Source organism: Bosea sp. RAC05, assembly GCF_001713455.1.
Taxonomy (GTDB): domain Bacteria; phylum Pseudomonadota; class Alphaproteobacteria; order Rhizobiales; family Beijerinckiaceae; genus Allobosea.
The window spans coordinates 3,546,077-3,566,338 of sequence record NZ_CP016464.1 but is presented as its reverse complement, the minus strand read 5'-3'; the positions used below and the strand labels follow the sequence as shown (position 1 = coordinate 3,566,338).

The window sequence follows — 20,262 nt, the reverse complement described above, 5'->3', positions numbered from 1 at the left end:
ATGTGCCCGGCATCGTCTTGTGCCGGTTGAGTTTTTGGGCCGGCGTTCAGACCGCCAGATAGCCGCCGTCGACCGGCAGGATCGTGCCGGTGATGAAGGCGGCCGCGTCCGAGAGCAGGAAGGCGATGGCACCGCCGACATCGCCGGGCTGGCCCCAGCGGTTCATCGGCGTGCGCGCCAGGATCGGCGCCGAGCGGGCCGCGTCCTCGACCAGCGGCCTAGTCAGCTCGGTCGCGATCCAGCCCGGGGCGACGGCGTTGACGCGGATGCCGTCGTTCGCCCAGGCGGCGGCCAGCGACTTGGTGAGCTGGCCGATCGCGCCCTTGGACGCCGCATAGCCCGGCGCATAGGCCGAGCCATGGAAGGTCAGCATCGAGGCGATGTTGACGATCGCGCCATTCCCGGCGGCGAGCTTGTCCTTCGCCGCGAGGCACATCCGCATCGTGCCGGTGAGGTTGACCTCGACCGTCAGGCGGAAGGCCTCGATCTCGAATTCCTTGCCGCCGCGCTGGATCATGCCGGCGCAATTCACCAGCGCGTCGAGCCGCGGGCAGGCGGCGACGATGGCCGCGACCTCGGCGTCCTTCGTGACGTCCAGCCTGGCATGGCGGATCGCGGCGTGGGGCGGGGCGCCCGCGACCTCCGCCTCCGTCAGGCCGGTGGCGAGCACCTCGTAGCCGGCCGCTGCCAGCGCCAGCGCGGCGCCCTGGCCGATGCCGCGGGTGCCGCCGGTGACGAGGGCGAAGCGGGGTGTGTGGGGTGGCGCGTCGGTTGTCATGGGAGGGAGACTATCGGGGCGCCGGCGGGACGGGAAGGGCGCCCGCCCTGCATTTCAGGGCGTCGGCAGTTCCAGCTTGAGCAGGGCGGTGCCGCTGGTCTGGATGTCGCGGCCGACCATCGGCACCTGCCGGCCGAGGCTGACGTCGAGCGTGGTGCGCCAGGGCGTCGCCAGCGGCTGCGTCAGGTCGGCGACGACCTTCACGCGCGGAGTCAGGCTGCCGGCGAGGCCGTTCTGCGTGGCGAAGCTGTAGCGGCCGGCGAGCGCGATTTCGGTCGTCAGCGTGACGATGTCGAGCGGCTGGAGCCGGTAGCCGAGCACGGCCTCGCCGGTCTGCTCGGCGGCGCCGGCCGCGGGCAGGTTGCCGCCGGCCGCAGCGCTCCAGACGATCTCGTTGTCGGCATCGGCCCCGCGCGCCAGGTTCCAACCCAGCCGCGTGTCGTTGCGCTGCCAGCCGCCCTGGCCGGTGACGATCTCGGTCGAGAGCGAGAGCTGGTCGGCGCCGAGCTTCATGCCGACGGCGCGCTCGGTCGCGGCCGGGAGCGGGCCTGCAGCCGGCGCCAGCCCGCGGCGGATCGGTGCGGCGGCGATTTCGGGCCTCGCGAGCGGGTTGGTGCCCGCGCCACGGCGGGGCGCGCCCGGCGCCAGATAGCTGGGAACCTCCGGCGCGGGCTCCGGCGTCGTCGCCTCCCGGCGCGGGATCGGCGCAAACAGGCGTATCTCGGCGTCCTCGCCGAAGGCGGCGTCCTGCCTCTGCGCCGGTTCCTCGGCGGGAGATTGCGCGCGGGCTGCGGGCGAGGCCGCCAGCAGCAGGAGCGCGGCGAGGGCAAGGGGGCGCGGGGGCGAGGCGAGAGCCGGTCGTGACGGGAGCAAAGGCATGGGCGAGGCGGTCTTCCGGATCGGGGGTCGGCGAGCGCGCGAGGCTCGGGGCCGATCCGGACGATTTTGCGGCGGGTGTGGGGCGCTCCGCGGTCGGCTCCTCGGCGTTGCGCGAAAGCCGCGCCCGCCACAGAGGCCGGCGCCCGGCGTGGCGCGCTTTTGCGCCGGCTTAGCCGAAAACCGCATTTCCCTTTGCGGGCCGATGTTCTAGGAAGCGGCCAACCGCCTGCGGCGCCCATGCCGCAGTCTGGAAAGCTTCACGTCTGGCCAGCAGCAGGGGTCGTTTCACATGAGCAAGATCAAGGTCGCCAACCCGGTCGTCGACATGGACGGCGACGAGATGACCCGCATCATCTGGCAGAAGATCAAGGACACGCTGATCTTCCCCTATCTCGACCTCGAGCTCGACTATTACGACCTCTCGGTCGAGAACCGCGACGCCACCGACGACCAGGTGACGATCGACGCCGCCAACGCGACCAAGAAGCACGGCGTCGCCGTGAAATGCGCGACGATCACGCCCGATGAAGGCCGCGTGAAGGAATTCAACCTCAAGTCGATGTGGAAGAGCCCCAACGGCACGATCCGCAACATCCTCGGTGGCGTCATCTTCCGCGAGCCGATCATCTGCAAGAACGTGCCGCGCCTCGTTCCCGGCTGGACCCAGCCGATCGTGATCGGCCGCCACGCCTATGGCGACCAGTACCGCGCCACCGACTTCAAGTTCCCCGGCAAGGGCACGCTGTCGATCAAGTTCGTCGGCGAGGACGGTGCGGTGATCGAGAAGGAGGTCTTCAAGGCCCCCGAAGCCGGCGTTGCCATGGCGATGTACAACCTCGACGAGTCGATCCGCGATTTCGCCCGGGCGTCGCTGAACTACGGCCTGATCCGCAAATACCCGGTCTATCTCTCGACCAAGAACACCATCCTCAAGACCTATGACGGCCGCTTCAAGGACATCTTCGAGGAGATCTACCAGGCCGAGTTCAAGGCCGAGTTCGACAAGCTCGGCATCACCTATGAGCACCGCCTGATCGACGACATGGTCGCCTCGGCGATGAAGTGGTCGGGCGGCTATGTCTGGGCCTGCAAGAACTATGATGGCGACGTGCAGTCCGACACGGTGGCGCAGGGCTTCGGCTCGCTCGGCCTGATGACCTCGGTGCTGATGACGCCGGACGGCAAGACCGTCGAGGCCGAGGCCGCCCACGGCACGGTGACGCGCCACTACCGCGAGCACCAGAAGGGCAAGGAGACCTCGACCAACTCGATCGCCTCGATCTTCGCCTGGACCCGTGGTCTCGCCCACCGCGCCAAGCTCGACGGCAATGCCGAGCTCGCCAAGTTCGCGACGCTGCTGGAGAAGGTCACGGTCGACACCGTCGAGGCCGGCGACATGACCAAGGATCTGGCCCTGCTGGTCGGCGCCGAGCAGAAGTGGCTCTCGACCACCGGCTTCCTCGAGAAGGTCAGCGAGAACATGCGCAAGGCCATGGCCGCCTGAGCGGGCCTTAAGCCTTTGCGATGAGACGAGCCCGGCCGGTGACGGCCGGGCTTTTTCGTGGGGGCGGCCGTTTCCTCAGCGCCGTCATCCTGGCCAAGCCGCGGCACGCGGCGCAGGCCGGGATCCATCCTAGGGCTGGACAGCGCCCGATGATGGATCCCGGTCGGCCTGCGGCCGCCCAGGATGACGGGGGTGGTTCCGGGGAATATCATCGACGCTGCGCACCCAAACCCCCGACCGGCCAAAAGCCGCGGGGTTTCGCATCATTGCCCCCGAAAGGGGATGCGCGGAGCCGGGTGGCGCGCGGACCAGAGCCGCGTGCCGATGTCGAGTGTCGATGTCGAGGTGTCGATGCAGCGCCGATCTCGCGCCGCCCGGCTCCGCGCGCAGGTGTTTTGGGCGTCACGGCCGATTGTCCCTGACGAGGGGACTTACTGCCGCTCGACCTCCGGGAGCCCCCGCCCGCGACGGCGACGCCTCCCGAAACCCGCCACCACACCCGGCCGCACGATGCCTCGCGACAGCCCCCTTGGTCGGGTGCAGCGGAGGGAGGATAGGGGCGGGAGGAGGAGGCGGGGATAAGGGGCGGAGGTTATGCCCGTTTCTTCTCAGGGCCGTAAGCGATGGTCCGGATCGCTCGAGGGCTCATCGGGCCCCCCCGGCTCGAACGAGATCGATACGCGCTTGGCCCGGATGAAGCCGTCCAGACCGAAGCAGGGCTCCAATTCGAGGTCGATGTCGTCAGGTGAAGGCGGCAGCGGATAGTAGTCCGCTCGGCCACGTTCAGCTGCCCTCTGCAGTGTCAGTCCCGAGATCACGTTCTGGTGGCTGAAGCCGTCCAGCTGAAGATCCATGATGTCTTCGAGGGTGAATGTCACCACCGCATCCTTGTCGAGAACGGTGTACCCTCTTTCATCGACCTTGTCGGTTCCGACCCAGCCATGGACACGCAGGACGCTCGGGCCATGACGGCGCAGTTCCAAGCCGACGATCTCGGCATCATGGAAACTCGGAACCCCTCCGGACCACCGGAGCAGTTCCGGACCGCCCGGAACTTCATCGTAGATGTGTGGGGTTTGCTCGTTCATCGGGGGGCCATGCGAGGATTCATCCGGAACGTCCGAGATGGGTCGGGGGGCGGCCACACTTGGTCTAGGGTTCGAGGCTTTCCCGGAGCGCCTCGGTCTCATCATCCGGGCGCCTGAGCGCCCGTTCGTAAAGCGCCTTCAGCCGTCTTTTGTAGTTGGGTCTATCCCTCCAAGCGGTATCGTCGGCCCTCATCAGGCTCGAAAGGATGTCGCCTGGATAAAATTCAGCTTCGAGAAGCGGATCGTCTTCCAGCATGGGCCAGACGAGGTCGAGCACATACGGATAACCGTCCTGCTGGCTAATGAGCAGCCTGATCTCCCGGCCCGTCAACTGGTCGAGCGGTGTTTTCCAAGCGCCGATTAAGTCTCCGACCATGTTTGTCGAAGCTTCATCGACGCTGCCCACGTCAGTACCGGTCAACTGTTCGAGTGTTAGGGAGAGATTTGTGGGCCCGATCATCATCGATGCAGTAAAGGCGATTTCGCGCCAGTCCGCAACGGGTCGATAGCCGACTCGGGCCTCGGGCTTATCCTGTCACAGGACCAGTCCTCTGCGCCTGTTCTTCAACTCGCGGCCACCGTCTCCGCCGCCGCGATCTCCAGCGACACGCTTAGGCCTGCCGCTGTCGCGATGCCGATCAGGGCGTCGAGGCTGAACTTGCTGATCTTGCCGCGCAGGAGGTCGTTGAGGCGGGGCTGGGTCAGACCGAGGCGGCGCGCGGCTTCCGCCTGCGACAGGTTCCACGACGAGACGACGGCCTCGATGGCATCCATGAGGTCTGAGCGCATGGCGAGATGGCGCGCCTCGGCCGGCGTGTCGCAGAGCGCCTCAAAAACGTTGTCGAACCTCTCGCCGGTCATCGTCCGATCTCCCTGTATCGCCGGATCGCCAGATCGATGTCTTTCTGCGGCGTCTGCTGCGCCTTTTTCTGGAAGGCATGCAGGACGTAGACGGCATCCGCCGTCTTCACCGTGTAGAACACTCGAAACGTCCCGTCCTCACCCCAGACCCTGAACTCGCGGACAGCAGGGCCGATCTGTGGAAACGGCTTCCAGTCGCTCGGGGAGAGCCCTCGCTGCAGTCTTCGGATGATCCGGCCGCACTCCTCGCGCATCTCCGTGGGGAAATCCCGCAGTCGATCACGGCTGTCACCGAGGAAGGCGACGGGAAGCATCGACATCCATCCATATCTATATCGAATTAGATATAGTCGATGGAGGGCTCAGTGACAAGGACGGGCGACTACGCCCGGCCTCACTCCACGCTCACCGCCCGCGTCGCCAGCACGCGCAGGCCGCTGACGGGGGCGTCCATCACATAGCGCAGCTCATAGGGGCCGGGCTGGTCGGGGCCGTCCAGCGTCGCCTCGACGTTCTCCTGCGGGAAGAAGGACGGGCCTTGCGCCTCGGGGGCGGCGCCGGCCGGGACCAGCACGACGCGGTCGCGCTCGCCATTGGGGCCGATGCCGCGCACCGGCAGGGCCTGGCCGCGGCCGATGCGGGCCGGTGCGGCCAGGGTCGCCTCCGGCGGCGTGGTGACGAGCGACTGGCGCAGCAGGATGACGGGCGCGCCGTTCTGGTCGCGCGTCAGGCGCAGCTCATAGGCGCCGGCCTCGCCCGGCGTGGGCAGGCTGGCCGAGGGGCGGGCGCCGAGCGCCACCACGACGATGGCGGTCGCGGGCGGGTCGGTCGGGCGGGCGATGGCGAGCCTCGCGCCGTCGGGCACCCGGCCGACGAGGACGGCCAGCGGGGACCCGGCCATCACCCGCTGCGAGGCCGAGAGCGAGGGCGCCGTTGCCGTCGGCGCAGGCTTTCGCGGCTGCGGCTGCGCGGGCAGGGGGGCGCAGGCGAGCGCCAGCGCCCCTGCCAGCGCCGCCGCGAGCCTTCTCGCTTCGAACCTTGCCGCTGCGAACCGTCTCACCGGTGCGCCTTCGCCCGGATATGGGCGGCGAGCTTCGGGCTGCGTGCCGTCAGCGCCCGGAAATCGATCTGGTCGAGCACCAGCAGTTTCGTCGGCTCGGTGGCGGTGGCGGCGGTCACGCAGGGCGAATGGCTGACGATGGCGACGTCGTCGAGCGTCAGCGCCCCGAAGAAATGGCCTTCGTCCAGCCGGGCCTTGCCGCTGGCCACCGCGATCTCGACCTCGCCGCTGGCGACGAAATAGAGCGCCTGCAGGGGATCTCCCGCATGGGCGACGACGGCGCCGGCCTTGACCGTGCGCGCGCGCAGGAACTGCATCACCTCGGCGATCTCGACCGCATCGAGCTGGCCGAACAAGGGCACGCTCGCGATCATGCTCCAGGTCACCACGAATTCGCGGCGGTGGATCTCCTGCGCGAAGGCGGTGGCGACGATGCCCACCGGCAGGGCCAGCATGACGAGGCCGAGCACAGCCGTGACGGCCGCGACCGCCTTGCCGGCGGCGGTGATCGGGAAGACATCGCCATAACCCACCGTGGTCAGGGTGATGATCGCCCACCACATCGCATCGGGAATGGTGCCGAGCTTGTCGGGCTGGGCCTCGTGCTCGACGAGATGCATCAGGCTCGCCGCCATCAGCATCACGCCCATCAGCACGACGAAGCAGGCGAAGAGCGCCTTGCGCTCGGCGTGGAGTGCGGCCGCGAGCGAGGCCATGCCCGGCGAATAGCGCCCGAGCTTGAAGAAGCGCAGCAGCCGCAGCAGCAGGAGCGCCCGCAAATCGCTCAGGCCCAGCATGGCGAAGGCGAGCGGCAGCGTCGCGAGCAGGTCGATCACCGCCGGCAGCGAGGTCGCATAGGCCAGCCGCGCGCGCGCCGGCGTCAGCCCGCGATAGCGCGCATGTTCGGGCGCCGACCAGAGCCGCACGCCATATTCCAGCGTGAAGACGACCAGCGACACCGCCTCGAACACCTTGAAGCTCGGTCCGTATCGCAGCGCCAGATCGGGGATGGATTCGAGCACGATCGCGACGACATTGGCGCAGATCAGCAGGACGAGGCCCCTGTGGATCCACGCCGCGACGGCGTCGTTGCCGGCGCCGTGATCGATCCAGAGATGAAACCGGCGCCGCCATCCCGCCAGGACGGATGCGGCGCCCGTGCCCATCGTCAGCCCATCGCCGCGGCGACGGCCTCGAGCGCGGCTTGCGCCTTGTCGCCGTCGGGCCCGCCGGCCTGGGCCATGTCGCGGCGTCCGCCGCCGCCCTTGCCGCCGAGCGCCTCGGAGGCCGCGCGCACCAGCGCGACCGCGTCGAAGCGCTCGGTCAGGTCCGGCGTGACGCCGACGACGACGCCGGCCTTGCCGTCCTCGGCGACGCCTACGATGGCGACGACGCCCGAGCCGATGCGGGTCTTGGCCTCGTCGGCGAGGCTCTTCAGATCCTTCATCTCGACGCCGCTGATGGCGCGCGCCAGGAGCTTGGTGCCGGCGATCTCCTGGACCGGGTCCTGCGCCTCGCCGCCGCCGCCCATGGCGAGCTTCTTGCGGGCGTCGGAGAGCTCGCGGTCGAGCTTGCGGCGCTCCTCGATCAGCGCGGCCAGACGCGGGCCGGCCTCGTGGGCGGGCACCTTGAGCAGGCTGGCGAGCCCATCGAGCAGGCGGGACTCGGTGTTGAGCCGCAGACGCGCGCCGTTGCCGGTCATCGCCTCGAGGCGGCGGACGCCGGCTGCGACCGCGCTCTCGCCGACGATGCTGACGAGGCCGATATCGCCGGTGCGGCTGGCGTGGGTGCCGCCGCAGAGCTCGACCGAATAGGCGCGGCCGGTGGCGTTGGTTCCCATCGCGACGACGCGGACCTCGTCGCCGTATTTCTCGCCGAACAGCGCGCGGGCGCCCGAGGCGATCGCCTCGTCGACGCTCATCAGCCGGGTCGAGACGGGCTCGTTCTTCAGCACGATGGCGTTGGCGATCTCCTCGACCTCGCGCAGCTCCTCGTCCGAAATCGGCTTGGGATGCGAGAAATCGAAGCGCAGCCGATCGGGCGAGACCAGCGAGCCCTTCTGCGCGACATGATCGCCGAGCACGAGCCGCAGCGCCTCGTGCAGCAGATGGGTGGCGGAGTGGTTGGCGCGGATCGCGGTGCGGCGGGCATGGTCGACCGTCAGCTCGACGGCGGCGCCGCGCTTGAGCACGCCATCCTTGACGGTGACGGCATGGGCGAAGACATCGCCGAGCTTCTTCTGGACATCGCCGACGGTGGCGAGGAAGCCGGCGCCGCGGACCGTGCCGGCATCGCCGACCTGACCGCCGGATTCGCCGTAGAACGGGGTCTGGTTGACGATCATCAGCCCGCTCTCGCCGGCATTCAGGCTCTCGACCTCGGCATTGTCCCGGATCAGCGCGGTGACGACGCCCTCGGCGGTCTCGGTGTCGTAGCCGAGGAATTCGGTGGCGCCGAGCTTGTCGCGCAGCGGGAACCAGAGCTTCTCGGTCGCGGCTTCGCCGGTGCCGGCCCAGGCGGCGCGCGCCTTGGCCTTCTGCTGCTGCATGGCGGCATCGAAGCCATCCGTGTCGACGGTGACGCCGCGGGCGCGCAGCGCATCCTGCGTCAGGTCGAGCGGGAAGCCATAGGTGTCATAGAGCGTGAAGGCGACGTCGCCCTTCAGGCTCTGGCCGGCGGTCAGGTCCTTGGCGGCGTCGTCGAGCAGGGTCAGGCCGCGTGCCAGCGTGGTGCGGAAGCGGGTTTCCTCGAGCTGCAGCGTCTCGGTGATCAGCGCCTCGGCGCGCATCAGCTCAGGATAGGCGCGGCCCATCTCGCGGGTCAGCACCGGGACGAGCTTGTGCAGCAGCGGATCCCTGGCGCCGAGCAGCTGCGCATGGCGCATGCCGCGGCGCATGATCCGGCGCAGCACATAGCCGCGGCCCTCGTTGGACGGCAGCACGCCATCGGCGATCAGGAAGGCCGAGCAGCGCAGATGGTCGGCGATGACGCGGTGGCTCGCCTTCATCGGCCCGTCCGAGGGGACGTTGGTGAGGTCGGCGATGGCGGAGATCAGTGCCGCGAACAGGTCGATCGCATAATTGTCATGCGTGCCCTGGAGCACGGCGGCGATGCGCTCGAGGCCCATGCCGGTGTCGATCGAGGGCCGCGGCAGGTTCGTGCGAATGCCGCCCGCCGCCTCCTCATACTGCATGAAGACGAGGTTCCAGATCTCGATGAAGCGGTCGCCATCCTCGTCGGGCGAGCCGGGCGGGCCGCCGGGGATGTGGTCGCCATGGTCGTAGAAGATCTCGGAGCAGGGGCCGCAGGGGCCCGTATCCCCCATGCGCCAGAAATTGTCCGAGGTCGGGATGCGGATGATCTTCGAGTCGGTGAGGCCGGCGATCTTCTTCCAGAGGCCATGCGCCTCGTCGTCCTCGGAATAGACGGTGACCGTCAGCTTCTCCTTGGGCAGGCCATATTCGCGGGTGACCAGGGTCCAGGCGTGCTCGATCGCCTGTTCCTTGAAATAGTCGCCGAAGGAGAAGTTCCCCAGCATCTCGAAGAAGGTGTGGTGGCGGGCGGTGTAGCCGACATTGTCGAGGTCGTTGTGCTTGCCGCCGGCGCGGACGCATTTCTGCGCGGTGGTGGCACGGACGTAAGGCCGCTTCTCCTGGCCTGTGAAGACGTTCTTGAACTGCACCATGCCCGAATTGGCGAACATCAGCGTCGGGTCGTTGCGCGGCACGAGCGGGCTCGACGCCACCACCTCATGGCCCTGGCCCTTGAAATAGTCGAGGAAGGTGGACCGGATTTCGTTGACGCCGCTCATCGCTTTTCGAACTCTTGGCTATCGGGCTGCCGGCCGGGCCGGGCCGGCGGTTTCAAGCGTTCTAGTGAGGCCGCTTGCCGCTGTCGAGAGAGTGAAGAGCGCAAGGCGTTGAGCCCAAACGACAACGGGCGACCCGAGGGCCGCCCGATCGTTTGCGTCAAAAGCAGCGGGCTTCATGTGAGCCTTCATCCTAAGGAGCAGCCATAGGCTGCGTCTCGAAGGATGGTTCAGCTGTCGCCCGAGCCTCCTGGAGCATCCTTCGAAACGCCGCGTGCCGCGGCTCCTCAGGATGAGGGCTCGGTGAGGACGCTCAGGCCTCGCCCTCGTCGAGATCATCCGCCGTCGGGGTCGCCTGGTCGAGGATGCGCTCGGCGACGAGGCCGGAGTTCTGGCGGATCGTGGCCTCGATCTTGGCGGCGATCTCGGGATTGGCCTTGAGGAAGGTCTTGGCGTTCTCGCGGCCCTGGCCGAGGCGCTGGCTGTCGAAGGAGAACCAGGCGCCGGACTTCTCGACCATGCCGGCCTTGACGCCGAGATCGACGAGCTCGCCGACCTTGGAGATGCCCTCGCCGAACATGATGTCGAACTCGACCTGCTTGAAGGGCGGCGCGACCTTGTTCTTGACGACCTTGACGCGGACCTGGTTGCCGGTGGCCTCGTCACGCTCCTTCAGCGTCGAGACGCGGCGGATGTCGAGGCGCACGGAGGCATAGAACTTCAGCGCGTTGCCGCCGGTGGTCGTCTCCGGGGAGCCGTACATCACGCCGATCTTCATGCGGATCTGGTTGATGAAGATGACCATGCAGTTCGAGCGCGAGATCGACGCCGTCAGCTTGCGCAGCGCCTGGCTCATCAGGCGGGCCTGCAGGCCGGGCTGGACGTCGCCCATCTCGCCCTCGATCTCGGCGCGCGGGGTCAGCGCGGCGACCGAGTCGACCACCAGCACATCGATCGCGCCGGAGCGGACGAGCGTGTCGGTGATCTCGAGCGCCTGCTCGCCGGTGTCGGGCTGGGAGATCAGCAGGTCGTCGAGATTGACGCCGAGCTTGCGGGCATAGACCGGATCGAGCGCGTGCTCGGCGTCGACGAAGGCGCAGACGCCGCCCTTCTTCTGGGCCTCGGCGATGGTGTGCAGGGCCAGCGTGGTCTTGCCGGAGGATTCAGGGCCGTAGATCTCGATGACGCGGCCGCGCGGCAGGCCGCCGACGCCGAGCGCGATGTCGAGGCCGAGCGAACCGGTCGAAATCGTCTCGATCTCGATCGCCTGCTGGTTCTTGCCCAGGCGCATGATCGAGCCCTTGCCGAAGGCGCGCTCGATCTGCGAGAGCGCCGCATCCAGCGCCTTGGCCTTGTCCATCGAGGACCCTTCCACCAGTTTCAGATTCGCCTGACTCACGACTCGCGCTCCTTATGGCAGGGGCGCGGGGACATCTCAATCCGCGCCAATGGCGTAGGATGGTCATGGTTTGTTCTGGTTCGCAAGTTCTTTTTCTGTTCTCTTTTCAGGGCTCCTGACAGGAGGTGGCAGGAGGGGGTATGGCTGGCGACGGCGGGGCGCGGATGGCCGCGGTTCCGAGGGCGGAGGAATGTCGGCATGAGCAGGCGCGCACGCGATTATGGGTTGATCTGCGGCACGCTGCCGCCGGGGCCGCTGAATGCGATCACCGACGTCGCCGGCTTGCGCGTCGGCCATCGCAGCCTGCGCGAGGGGAACGTTCGCACGGGCTTCACGGCGGTGCTGCCGCATGAGGGCGATCTTTTCCGTGGGAAGCTGCGGGCCGGCTGCGACGTCCTCAACGGCTTCGGCAAGAGCGCCGGGCTGGTGCAACTCGCCGAGCTCGGCCAGATCGAGACGCCGATCCTGCTGGGCAACACCTTTTCGGTGGGTGTCGGGTTCGACGCGCTGGTCAGCCGGGCGCTGGCTGGCAATCCCGAGATCGGACGCGAGACCGGAACGGTCAATCCGCTCGTGCTGGAGTGCAATGACGGGTTCCTGTCGGATATCCGCGCGCGGGCCCTGACCGAGGCCGATGCCCAGGCCGCGCTCGACGCGGCCGTGGGCGGGCCTGTGGCCGAAGGGGCGGTCGGCGCCGGCTCGGGGATGAGCGCCTTCGGCTTCAAGGGCGGCATCGGCACGGCGTCGCGGCTGATGCGGCTGGACGGCCGGGACTTCACGCTGGGCGTCCTCGTGCTGGCCAATTTCGGCGCGGCCGGCGATCTCGTCCTGCCCGATGGGCGCCGGCCCGTGCCGCCGGTGCCGACGCCTTTCACGCCCGAGCGCGGCTCGGTCATCATCGTGCTCGCGACCGATCTGCCGCTCGAGTCACGGCAACTGACCCGGGTGGCGCGGCGCTGCGGCGCGGGTCTGGCGCGGCTGGGCGCCTTCTGGGGCCATGGCAGCGGCGACATCGCGGTGGCGTTCAGCACGGCGGGCCGCATCGCCCATCACGAGGCGGCGGACATCCTGCCGATGGCGGTGCTCAACGAAAGCCGGATCGACTGGCCGTTCCGCGCCGCCACTGAAGCGACGCAGGAGGCGGTGCTGAACTCGATGCTGGCGGCGCCGGCCGTGACCGGGCGCGACGGCAACAGCCGGCCCTCGCTGGCGGATGCGCTCGGCTGAGCGCTCACCCCATCGCCGCCTTCACCGTCTCGACCAGCTGCTTCATCGTGAAGGGCTTCGGCAGGAACTGGAAATCCTCGCCCTCGGGCAGGTTCTTGCGGAAGGCTTCCTCGGCATAGCCGGAGACGAAGACGACCTTGGTGGCGGGGTTGCGCTGGCGCAGCTCGCCGAGCAGCGTCGGGCCGTCCATCTCCGGCATCACCACGTCGGAGACGACGAGGTCGATCTGGCCGTCATGGGCGAGGAAGATGTCGAGCGCCTCGACGCCCGAGGCCGCCTCGTGGACGGTGTAGCCGCGCGAGACCAGCATGCGGGCGTTGAGCGCGCGGACCGCGTCCTCGTCCTCGACCAGCAGGATGACGCCGGCGCCGGTGTGGTCGGCGGCGACCTTCTTGGGGGCTTCCTTGACCGCGGCCTCGGCGGCGATCTCCTCTTCGCTGGGGACATGGCGGGGCAGGAAGATCCGGAAGATCGTGCCGCGGCCGACGACCGAGTCGCAGAAGACGAAGCCGCCGGTCTGCTTGACGATGCCGTAGACCATGGAGAGGCCCAGGCCCGTGCCCTTGCCGACCTCCTTGGTGGTGAAGAAGGGCTCGAAGATCTTGTCGAGATGCTCGGGCGCGATGCCGGTGCCTGAATCCTCGACCTCGAGCAGGACATAGTCGTCCATGGGGAGGGCGGCGTGGGCGAAGCCCGCGCAGTCGGCGCGCTCGACATTGCGGGTGCGCACGGTGAGCTTGCCGCCGTCGGCCATGGCGTCGCGGGCGTTGACGGCGAGGTTGACGATGACCTGCTCGAGCTGGCCGAGATCGGCCTTGACCGGCCAGAGGTCGCGGCCCTGGCGGACGTCGAGCGTGACCTTGTCGGCGACGACGCGCTTCAGCATCAGCGAGAGGTCCGACAGCACGTCGCCGAGCTCCAGCACCTGCGGGCGCAGCGTCTGGCGGCGCGAGAAGGCGAGCAGCTGCCGCACCAGCGCCGCGGCGCGGTAGGCGTTCTGCTTGATCTGCATGATGTCGGGGAAGGAGGGGTCCGTCGGGCGGTGGCTCGCCAGCAGGAACTCCGAGGCGTTGATGATGACCTGCAGCACGTTGTTGAAATCGTGCGCGATGCCGCCGGCGAGCTGGCCGACGGCCTGCATCTTCTGGGCCTGGTCGATGTTGTCCTTGAGCTTGCGCTCGGCGGTGGTCTCCAGCGCGTAGATGATGGCGCGCTCGCCGTCGCCATCCTCGGTCGCCGCCACGGGCGAGAGATAGAGCCGCGCCGAGCGGGCCTCGTCGGCGGCCAGCGTCAGGTCGAGCGGGGTGATCTCGGAACGGCCCTCCATCGCCTCGGTCAGCGCCCGGTCGAGCCCGCCGCCCGGCGCGACGAGGTCATGGATCGTCGAGGGCTGCGGCCCGGCCGGGGTCAGGCGGGCGAAGGCGGCGTTGGCGCGCAGGATGGCGCCGTTGCGGTCGACGGTGGCGATCGCCATCGGCGTCGAGTGGAAGAAGCGGGCGAAGCGGATCTCGGCCTCGCTGCCGACGTCGGTACCGGCCTCGCCGGGGGCGCGGTTGAGGACGAGCGTGCGCGAGGGGCCGGCGCGGCCGTCGCTGCCGAAGGCGACCTGGTGGTGCAGGCGCACGGGCAAGGGCGCGCCGTTGCGGCGCTTGAGATCGACGTCGAGCACCTCGACGCGCACATCGCCGGCATGGCCGCGAATGGCCTGGACGAGCGCGGCGGCGGCCGGCGTCGCGATGTCGTCGAGATGCAGGCCGCCGGAGCCGAAGCGGGCGAGGTCGAAGTCGAGCCAGCCGGAGAGGGTGGCGTTGAGATAGGAGACCTCGCCATCGGCGTCGATCGAGACGAAGCCGGCGGGCGCATGGTCGAGATAGTCGATCGCGTGCTGGAGCTCCTGGAAGGCGTTCTCCTGGCGCTCGCGCTCCGGCGTGACGTCGGAGACCGACCAGAGCGTCGCGGGCCGCCCGTCGCGGCGCACCGGCGAGACCTTGATGCGGTACCAGCCGACGGCGCCGCGCCCGCCCAGCGCCGGCTCGAGCCGGACCTCCTCGACGAGCTTGCGGCTCTCGCGGGCGGCGGTGGCGAGGCGGTAGATCGCCTCCGAGACCTCGGCGCGGCCGGTGAAGAGGCTGCCGACCGGGCGCAGATCGCTGGCGCCGCGTGCGCCGGCCAGGGCCAGATAGGCCTCGTTGGCATAGACGATCGCGGTCTCGCCCTCGGTGACGACGACGCCCTCGTCGGCGCGGTCGACGATCGCCTTGGTCAGGTCGTTGCGGGCGGCGCGGCCGGAGAACTGCACGAGCCCGATGGCGAAGGCAAAGAGGCCGAAGACGCCGACGACCGAGAGCAAAGCGAGCAGCCCCAGGATCAGCGGCTGCGCCCATTCGTTGGCGATGAAGCCGAGCGCGACGGCGGCGCCGACGAGCAGCCCCGCCACCAGCAGGATGATGCCGATATGGCCCGGCTTGTCGGAGCGATCGATCGCAGTCGTGGTGCCGCCCATTGCGGTGTGGTCCGTCCCTTGTGGCGACGCGCCGGCCCGATGGCGACCGTCGAGGCTTCCCGGCGAGTTAGGCGCGGCGGCGCTTCAGGCGCAAGACGTATCCGATGACTTCCGCCACCGCCTGGTAGTGTTCGACAGGAATTTCTTCGTCGATGTCGACGCTGGCGTAGAGCGCGCGTGCCAGCGGCACGTTCTCGACGATCGGGACCTCGTGCTCGCCGGCGACCTCGCGGATCTTCAGCGCCACCGCATCGACGCCCTTGGCGAGGCAGAGCGGGGCGGCCATGCCGGGCTCGTAGCGCAGAGCGACGGCGTAGTGGGTCGGGTTGGTGATGATCACGGTCGCCTTGGGGACCTGCGCCATCATGCGCTTGCTGACGCGCTGCATCCGGATCTGGCGCAGCTTCGCCTTGATCTCGGGATTGCCTTCCGAGTTCTTGTACTCGTCCTTGAGTTCCTGCCGCGTCATCTTCTGGCGCTGGTACCAGGAGAAGCGCTGCCAGACGAAGTCGCCGAGCGCGACCACGGCGAAGAGCGCGAGTGCCGCCGCCATCAGCTTGATCGCCAGGACGAGGGTGGCCGGCAGCAGCGCCGCGACGCTCATCTGCGCGAAGCCCTCGAGCCGGTCATGCTCGTTCCAGAGCGTGATCCAGAGCACGGCGCCGACGAGAGCGGTCTTGGCCAGGCCCTTGGCGAAGTTGACCCAGGCCTCCTTGCCGAACATGCGCTTGGCGCCGGCCATGGGCGAGATCCGGTTGAGCTTCGGCATCAGCGGGTCGAAGGTCCAGAGCGGCTTGTGCTGGACTAGCGCGCCCGCCAGCGCCGCGACGAGAATGAAGGCGAAGGGCAGGCCGAGCGCGGCGAAGCCGGTCATCACGCCCTGCTTGGCCACATTCGCGAAGGCGGCGCCGTCGGAGGGCACCTGGTGGGCGTTCATCAGGAAGGCGCGCAGCGAGAGCGCGCTGTCGCGGGCGGCCCAGCCGGCGCCGACCAGCAGCGCGAGCGTGAAGCCGCAGAGCACGAAGAAGGTGCCGATCTCCTGCGATCTGGGAATGTCGCCTTTCTCGGCGGCCTGATCCAGCTTTCGCTGGGTCGGCTCCTCTGTTCTGTCCTCGTTGTCGGCCTCCTCTGACATCGGCGCTCAGTTCCCCGTGAACTGGCGCAGGAAGCCGCCGAGATCGCCCAGGAAGACGCTCATCATCACGCCGACGACGGCGAAGAGGACGAGCATGCCGCCGAGGATCGAGGCCGGGACCGCGAGGAAGAAGACCTGGAGCTGCGGCATCATCCGGGCGAGCACGCCGAGCCCGAGATTGAACAGCAGGCCGAAGACGATGAAGGGCGCCGATATCTGCACGGCCAGCGCGAAGCCCTGGGAGGCGGCGCGCACCGCCAGGGCCATCACGTCGCCGAGCTCGGGATTGCCGCCCGGCGGCAGCAGCCGGTAGCTCTCATGGATCGCGACGATGGCGACATGGTGCAGGTCGCTGGTCAGAATCAGCGTGATGCCGAGCATGGTGAGCAGGTTGCCGATCGAGGGGTTCTGCGTGCCGCCGGTGGGATCGACCGTCATCGCGAAGCCGAGACCCATGGTCTGGGCGACGAGCGTGCCGGCCGTCTGCAGGCAGGCCATGACGAAGCGGGCGCAGACGCCGATGACGAGGCCGATCAGCACCTCGCCGAGCAGGAGGGAGACCACGCCGGCCGTGCCGGAGGGCAGCTGCAGCAGCGGGCGCGCCATCGGCACCATCATCAGGGCGATGAAGAAGGCCAGCGACAGCCGGGCGCGCGAGAAGATGAAGCGCTCGCCGATGCCGGGCATGAGCATCACCATCGTGCCCACCCGCGCGAAGACGAGCACGAAGACGGCGCTGATCTCGGGCAGGATCGCGATCTGCATCGTGCCTCCGGGCCCTCGTCGCCAGTCGGGGCGCCGCGGGGCCGGTCCGCCGGGGAGGGCGAGGCACGGCAGCGGCAGGCTCATTCGCCCGTGGCGATTCGGACGGCGACCCGTCCCATATAACCCGCCAGCGCGTCGCCCATGAACGGCAGAAACAGCATCATCGCGGCAAAAACGGCGATGATCTTGGGCACGTAGACGAGCGTCTGCTCCTGGATCTGGGTCAGCGCCTGGATCAGCGAGACGGCGAGGCCGACGATGAGGGCCACCATCATCAGCGGCCCGCCGGCCTTGAGAAAGACCATGATGCCGTCGCGGGCGACGTCGAGAATGGCTCCGGATGTCATTGATGTCGTCCTGATCGGCCGGGCTTTAGACCGGCATCCGCATGATTTCTTCGTAAGCCGCGATGACGCGGTCGCGCACGGCGACCAGCGTCTCGATCGCGGCCTCGCTCTCGGCGACGGCGGTGACGACGTCGACGACGTCGGCGCGGCCGGCGGCGACGGACGCCGCCTGCGCATCGGAGCGCCGGCCGGCATCGGCGGTGGCCTCGAGCGCCTTGCCGATCATGGAGGCGAAGTCGGGGCCTCCGCTGGCGGAGCCGGAGGCGGTCTGCGGCTTGCGGAGCAGGTTGCCCGCGCCCATCCCCTGGATCGAGGCATAGGCGCCGGCGGCGAAGCTGGGCGTGGCCATGACGGTCGTTCCCTTCAGGCGCGCAGGATGTCGATGGTGCGCTGGATCATCCGGCGCGTCGACGAGATCAGGTTGAGATTGGCCTCGTAGCTGCGCTGGGCCTCGCGCATGTCCATCGTCTCGATCAGCGAGTTGACGTTGGGCATCTTGACGTTGCCGGCGGCGTCGGCCGTCGGGTTGCCCGGCTCGTACTTGACCCGGAAGGCGCTCTGGTCGCGCTGGACGCGGCCCATGTCGACCACCTGCGCCTCGAGCTCGCGGTCGAAGCGGCGCTGGAAGGTCGGAATCTTGCGGCGATAGGGGTCGGCCCCGGCGCGCTCCGGCCCCGAATCGGCGTTGGCCACGTTCTCGGCGATGACGCGCATGCGGCCGGACTGGCTGCGCAGCCCCGACGTCGCCACCGCGATGCTCTTGAGAAGATCCATGTCGCCCGTTCTCCCTGGTCCGCGATGCGGGCGCCTCGACGGCGCCCGACGGCGTCAGCGCCCTTTGCCGATCGCGATCTTCATCAGCCCGAGGCCCTTGCTGTAGAGCGAGGCGGCGAGCTGATAGTCGGACTGGTTCTGGGCGACCTTCATCATTTCGTCCTCGAGATTGACGGCGTTGCCGCTGGGCGTCGTCTCGAAGCGGCGGGCGCGGGCACTGTCGAAGCCGTCGCTGCGGCCGCCGATGCCCATGTGCCCCTCGCTGGTGCGCGCCAGCGAGACACCGCCGACGCCGCCGGCGCCACCCGCCCGGATCGTCGGCGCCTTGACGTCCATCGGCCGGAAGCCGGGGCTGTCGGCATTGGCGACGTTCTCGGCCAGCACCTTCTGGCGCGACTGGTGGAAATGCATGCGCGTCTTGAGCGCCTGCATCAGGTTTCCGCCTGTGCCCAGGGCCGAATTCGCCATGACGGTTGCCCTCCCACTGCCGGCACGAAGCCGCTGCACTGGGTAAATCTTGCCGGGTGCATGGTTAACGAGCGGTTAAAGCCGCCGGGTTTCGAGCATCCGGTTAACCACGGATTCACCATGTTTCCTGAAAGCGCGGGCGCTATGCTATAGCCAGCGTGTTCAACATCGGGTGGATTCCGGCAGCCGGGACCCGGCCCCGCCGTCGCTTATGAGGCAGACCTTGCAGAGCTTGTTTGGCTTCGATCTCCCGACCGCGCAGAAGTGGGTCATCGCCTTCGGCGTCATTCTGGTCCTGCTGGTGCTGCTGGGCCTGTTCGCGCGGCAGATCAAGGATGGCCGGCTGCGCATCAAGGGGCAGGGCGGCGGCCGCGCCCGGCAGCCGCGGCTTGGCGTGGTCGACATCCACGATCTCGACCGCCAGCGCCAGCTCGTGCTGATCCGCCGCGACAATGTCGAGCATCTGGTGATGATCGGCGGCGCCTCCGACGTGGTCGTCGAAACCAACATCGTGCGCAGCGGCGGGCGGGCGGCGATGCCCGCCCAGCCGGATTTCGGCCTGCCCGACCGGCCGCTGCCCTTCGACACGCTGATCCCGCCCGAGCCGCGCGAACCGGCCGAGGACCCGCGCCGCGCCGCACCGCCGGCCCCGGTGGCGCCGGTCCCGGCCTTCCCGGAGCCGCCGCCGCGCGTGCCCTCGCGCCTGTCGCCCACGGCGGCGGAGGCTGCTGTCGCGGCCGCGGCGGGCGGCGCCGCCCTGCTGGGCGCGGCCGCGGTGGCGAAGGCGGCGATGCCGCCCGTGCCCGCAACGCCCGCTCCGGCGCCCGTGATCCCCGAGCCCGTGATCGCTCCGCCGCCCGTGCCGGTGGCTCCGGCGCCATCGGTTCAGCCGCCGAATTTCGCGCGCGACCATGCGCCGGCCCCCGTCGCCAGCCCGGTCGAGCTCGACGACATGGCGCGCCAGCTCGACGAGGCGCTGAAGCGTCCGTTCTCCGCGGTGCGCCCGTCGTCTGCGCCAGCGGCCGCTGCGCCGATCCCGTCTCCCGTGCCGGAGCCCGTGGTGAAGCCGGCCGAGCCGGCGCCCGCGCCGGTCAAGAGCGAGGCCCCGCCGGTCTTCGTGCCGGCTCCGGAACCCGTATCCGCTCCCGCTCCCGCGCCGACGCGGATCGTGCCGCTCGATGTCGAGGCGGAGCTGGAGATGGCGCTCGGCCTGAAGCCCGAGCGCATCGTGCCGAAGCCCGCCGCGGCGGTCGTCCCGCCCGAACCGCCCAAGGCGGCGGAGCCCAACAAGCCGGTCGAGCCGCCGAAGCCGCCGCCGGCCCCTGTCGCAGCCGCGCCGCTCCCGCTGCCCCCCGAGCCCGCCGCGCCGGCCGCTCCCGACATCGACCTGCGCCCGCCGGCGATGGCGGCCGAGCCCGCCGCGGCGAGCGAGCCCGTGATCGCGGTCGCCGCGGCGCCCGTCGTGCCGCCGGCGATGCCCGAGCCGGTTGCCGAGCCCGAGCCCAAGCCCGAATCCCCGTCCAAGCCGGAGCCCGAGGCTGATCCCAAGGCGATCGACCCCTTCTCCGTCGATGCGATCGAGGCGGAGTTCGCCCGCCTGCTCGGCCGCGACCCGCAGGCGAAGTCCTGAGCCGCGCGATCAACAGGTTTCGCGCGCACGCGGCAC

The 20,262-nt window shown here is 69.3% G+C and carries 20 protein-coding genes; 3 read left to right on the top strand and 17 right to left on the bottom strand.

Annotated elements, in window-relative coordinates:
• Positions 1-46 precede the first annotated feature (46 nt).
• Both BSY19_RS20370 and BSY19_RS20365 read right to left on the bottom strand, forming a co-directional pair.
• Positions 47-778 (bottom strand): SDR family NAD(P)-dependent oxidoreductase, encoded by a 732-nt coding sequence (locus BSY19_RS20370; protein WP_069055730.1) that lies wholly within the window; start codon positions 776-778, stop codon positions 47-49.
• Between the two features lie 54 nt (positions 779-832).
• A complete protein-coding gene (locus BSY19_RS20365; protein WP_069055729.1) occupies positions 833-1,657 on the bottom strand; it encodes a hypothetical protein in 825 nt (274 codons plus the stop codon).
• 289 nt (positions 1,658-1,946) lie between these two features.
• On the opposite strand from BSY19_RS20365, the gene BSY19_RS20360 reads away from it, so the two are divergent.
• The gene (locus BSY19_RS20360; RefSeq protein WP_069055728.1) at positions 1,947-3,161 is read left to right on the top strand and encodes an NADP-dependent isocitrate dehydrogenase; all 1,215 of its coding nucleotides are present in this window, start codon (positions 1,947-1,949) and stop codon (positions 3,159-3,161) included.
• 608 nt (positions 3,162-3,769) lie between these two features.
• Here the strand turns inward: BSY19_RS20360 and BSY19_RS20355 are convergent.
• The 8 genes from BSY19_RS20355 to recA all read right to left on the bottom strand — a co-directional run bounded on the left by BSY19_RS20355 (position 3,770) and on the right by recA (position 11,377).
• Entirely contained in the window at positions 3,770-4,249 is a 480-nt protein-coding gene (locus tag BSY19_RS20355; RefSeq protein WP_069055727.1) for an Imm50 family immunity protein, read from the bottom strand.
• A gap of 64 nt (positions 4,250-4,313) precedes the next feature.
• Positions 4,314-4,670, bottom strand: a complete 357-nt coding sequence (locus BSY19_RS20350) for a contact-dependent growth inhibition system immunity protein (RefSeq protein WP_150129678.1) — start codon at positions 4,668-4,670, stop codon at positions 4,314-4,316.
• 143 nt (positions 4,671-4,813) lie between these two features.
• A complete protein-coding gene (locus BSY19_RS20345) occupies positions 4,814-5,110 on the bottom strand; it encodes a helix-turn-helix domain-containing protein (protein WP_069055725.1) in 297 nt (98 codons plus the stop codon).
• Positions 5,107-5,430, bottom strand: coding sequence for a type II toxin-antitoxin system RelE/ParE family toxin (locus BSY19_RS20340; RefSeq protein ID WP_335622308.1), 324 nt, complete (start codon positions 5,428-5,430; stop codon positions 5,107-5,109). Before BSY19_RS20340 ends, BSY19_RS20345 begins: the two co-directional genes overlap by 4 nt.
• A gap of 74 nt (positions 5,431-5,504) precedes the next feature.
• Positions 5,505-6,170, bottom strand: coding sequence for a hypothetical protein (locus BSY19_RS20335; RefSeq protein ID WP_069055724.1), 666 nt, complete (start codon positions 6,168-6,170; stop codon positions 5,505-5,507).
• Positions 6,167-7,336: a cyclic nucleotide-gated ion channel gene (locus tag BSY19_RS20330; RefSeq protein ID WP_069055723.1), complete on the bottom strand. Its 1,170-nt coding sequence runs from the start codon at positions 7,334-7,336 to the stop codon at positions 6,167-6,169. Before BSY19_RS20330 ends, BSY19_RS20335 begins: the two co-directional genes overlap by 4 nt.
• Before the next feature lie 2 nt (positions 7,337-7,338).
• On the bottom strand, positions 7,339-9,981 hold the full coding sequence (gene alaS / locus BSY19_RS20325) for an alanine--tRNA ligase (RefSeq protein ID WP_069055722.1): 2,643 nt from the start codon (positions 9,979-9,981) through the stop codon (positions 7,339-7,341).
• Positions 9,982-10,291: 310 nt separating this feature from the next.
• Positions 10,292-11,377, bottom strand: coding sequence for a recombinase RecA (gene recA, locus BSY19_RS20320; RefSeq protein WP_069055721.1), 1,086 nt, complete (start codon positions 11,375-11,377; stop codon positions 10,292-10,294).
• Between the two features lie 198 nt (positions 11,378-11,575).
• Between recA and BSY19_RS20315 the strand changes: the two genes are divergently transcribed.
• On the top strand, positions 11,576-12,604 hold the full coding sequence (locus BSY19_RS20315) for a DmpA family aminopeptidase (protein ID WP_069055720.1): 1,029 nt from the start codon (positions 11,576-11,578) through the stop codon (positions 12,602-12,604).
• A gap of 4 nt (positions 12,605-12,608) precedes the next feature.
• Here the strand turns inward: BSY19_RS20315 and cckA are convergent, their stop codons facing one another.
• From cckA to flgB, 7 genes are all read right to left on the bottom strand, one after another.
• Positions 12,609-15,107: a cell cycle histidine kinase CckA gene (gene cckA / locus BSY19_RS20310; RefSeq protein WP_069055719.1), complete on the bottom strand. Its 2,499-nt coding sequence runs from the start codon at positions 15,105-15,107 to the stop codon at positions 12,609-12,611.
• Between the two features lie 67 nt (positions 15,108-15,174).
• Entirely contained in the window at positions 15,175-16,242 is a 1,068-nt protein-coding gene (gene flhB / locus BSY19_RS20305) for a flagellar biosynthesis protein FlhB (RefSeq protein ID WP_069055718.1), read from the bottom strand.
• A gap of 6 nt (positions 16,243-16,248) precedes the next feature.
• Complete coding sequence (gene fliR / locus BSY19_RS20300) at positions 16,249-17,007, bottom strand: flagellar biosynthetic protein FliR (protein ID WP_069055717.1); 759 nt, start codon at positions 17,005-17,007, stop codon at positions 16,249-16,251.
• 80 nt (positions 17,008-17,087) lie between these two features.
• Complete coding sequence (fliQ, locus tag BSY19_RS20295; RefSeq protein WP_066718687.1) at positions 17,088-17,354, bottom strand: flagellar biosynthesis protein FliQ; 267 nt, start codon at positions 17,352-17,354, stop codon at positions 17,088-17,090.
• Between the two features lie 25 nt (positions 17,355-17,379).
• Positions 17,380-17,703: a flagellar hook-basal body complex protein FliE gene (gene fliE, locus BSY19_RS20290; protein ID WP_069055716.1), complete on the bottom strand. Its 324-nt coding sequence runs from the start codon at positions 17,701-17,703 to the stop codon at positions 17,380-17,382.
• 14 nt (positions 17,704-17,717) lie between these two features.
• Entirely contained in the window at positions 17,718-18,128 is a 411-nt protein-coding gene (gene flgC / locus BSY19_RS20285) for a flagellar basal body rod protein FlgC (protein ID WP_069055715.1), read from the bottom strand.
• Positions 18,129-18,182: 54 nt separating this feature from the next.
• The gene (flgB, locus tag BSY19_RS20280) at positions 18,183-18,596 is read right to left on the bottom strand and encodes a flagellar basal body rod protein FlgB (RefSeq protein ID WP_069055714.1); all 414 of its coding nucleotides are present in this window, start codon (positions 18,594-18,596) and stop codon (positions 18,183-18,185) included.
• 223 nt (positions 18,597-18,819) lie between these two features.
• Between flgB and BSY19_RS28035 the strand changes: the two genes are divergently transcribed.
• Positions 18,820-20,226: a flagellar biosynthetic protein FliO gene (locus BSY19_RS28035; RefSeq protein ID WP_171905180.1), complete on the top strand. Its 1,407-nt coding sequence runs from the start codon at positions 18,820-18,822 to the stop codon at positions 20,224-20,226.
• Positions 20,227-20,262: the final 36 nt, after the last annotated feature.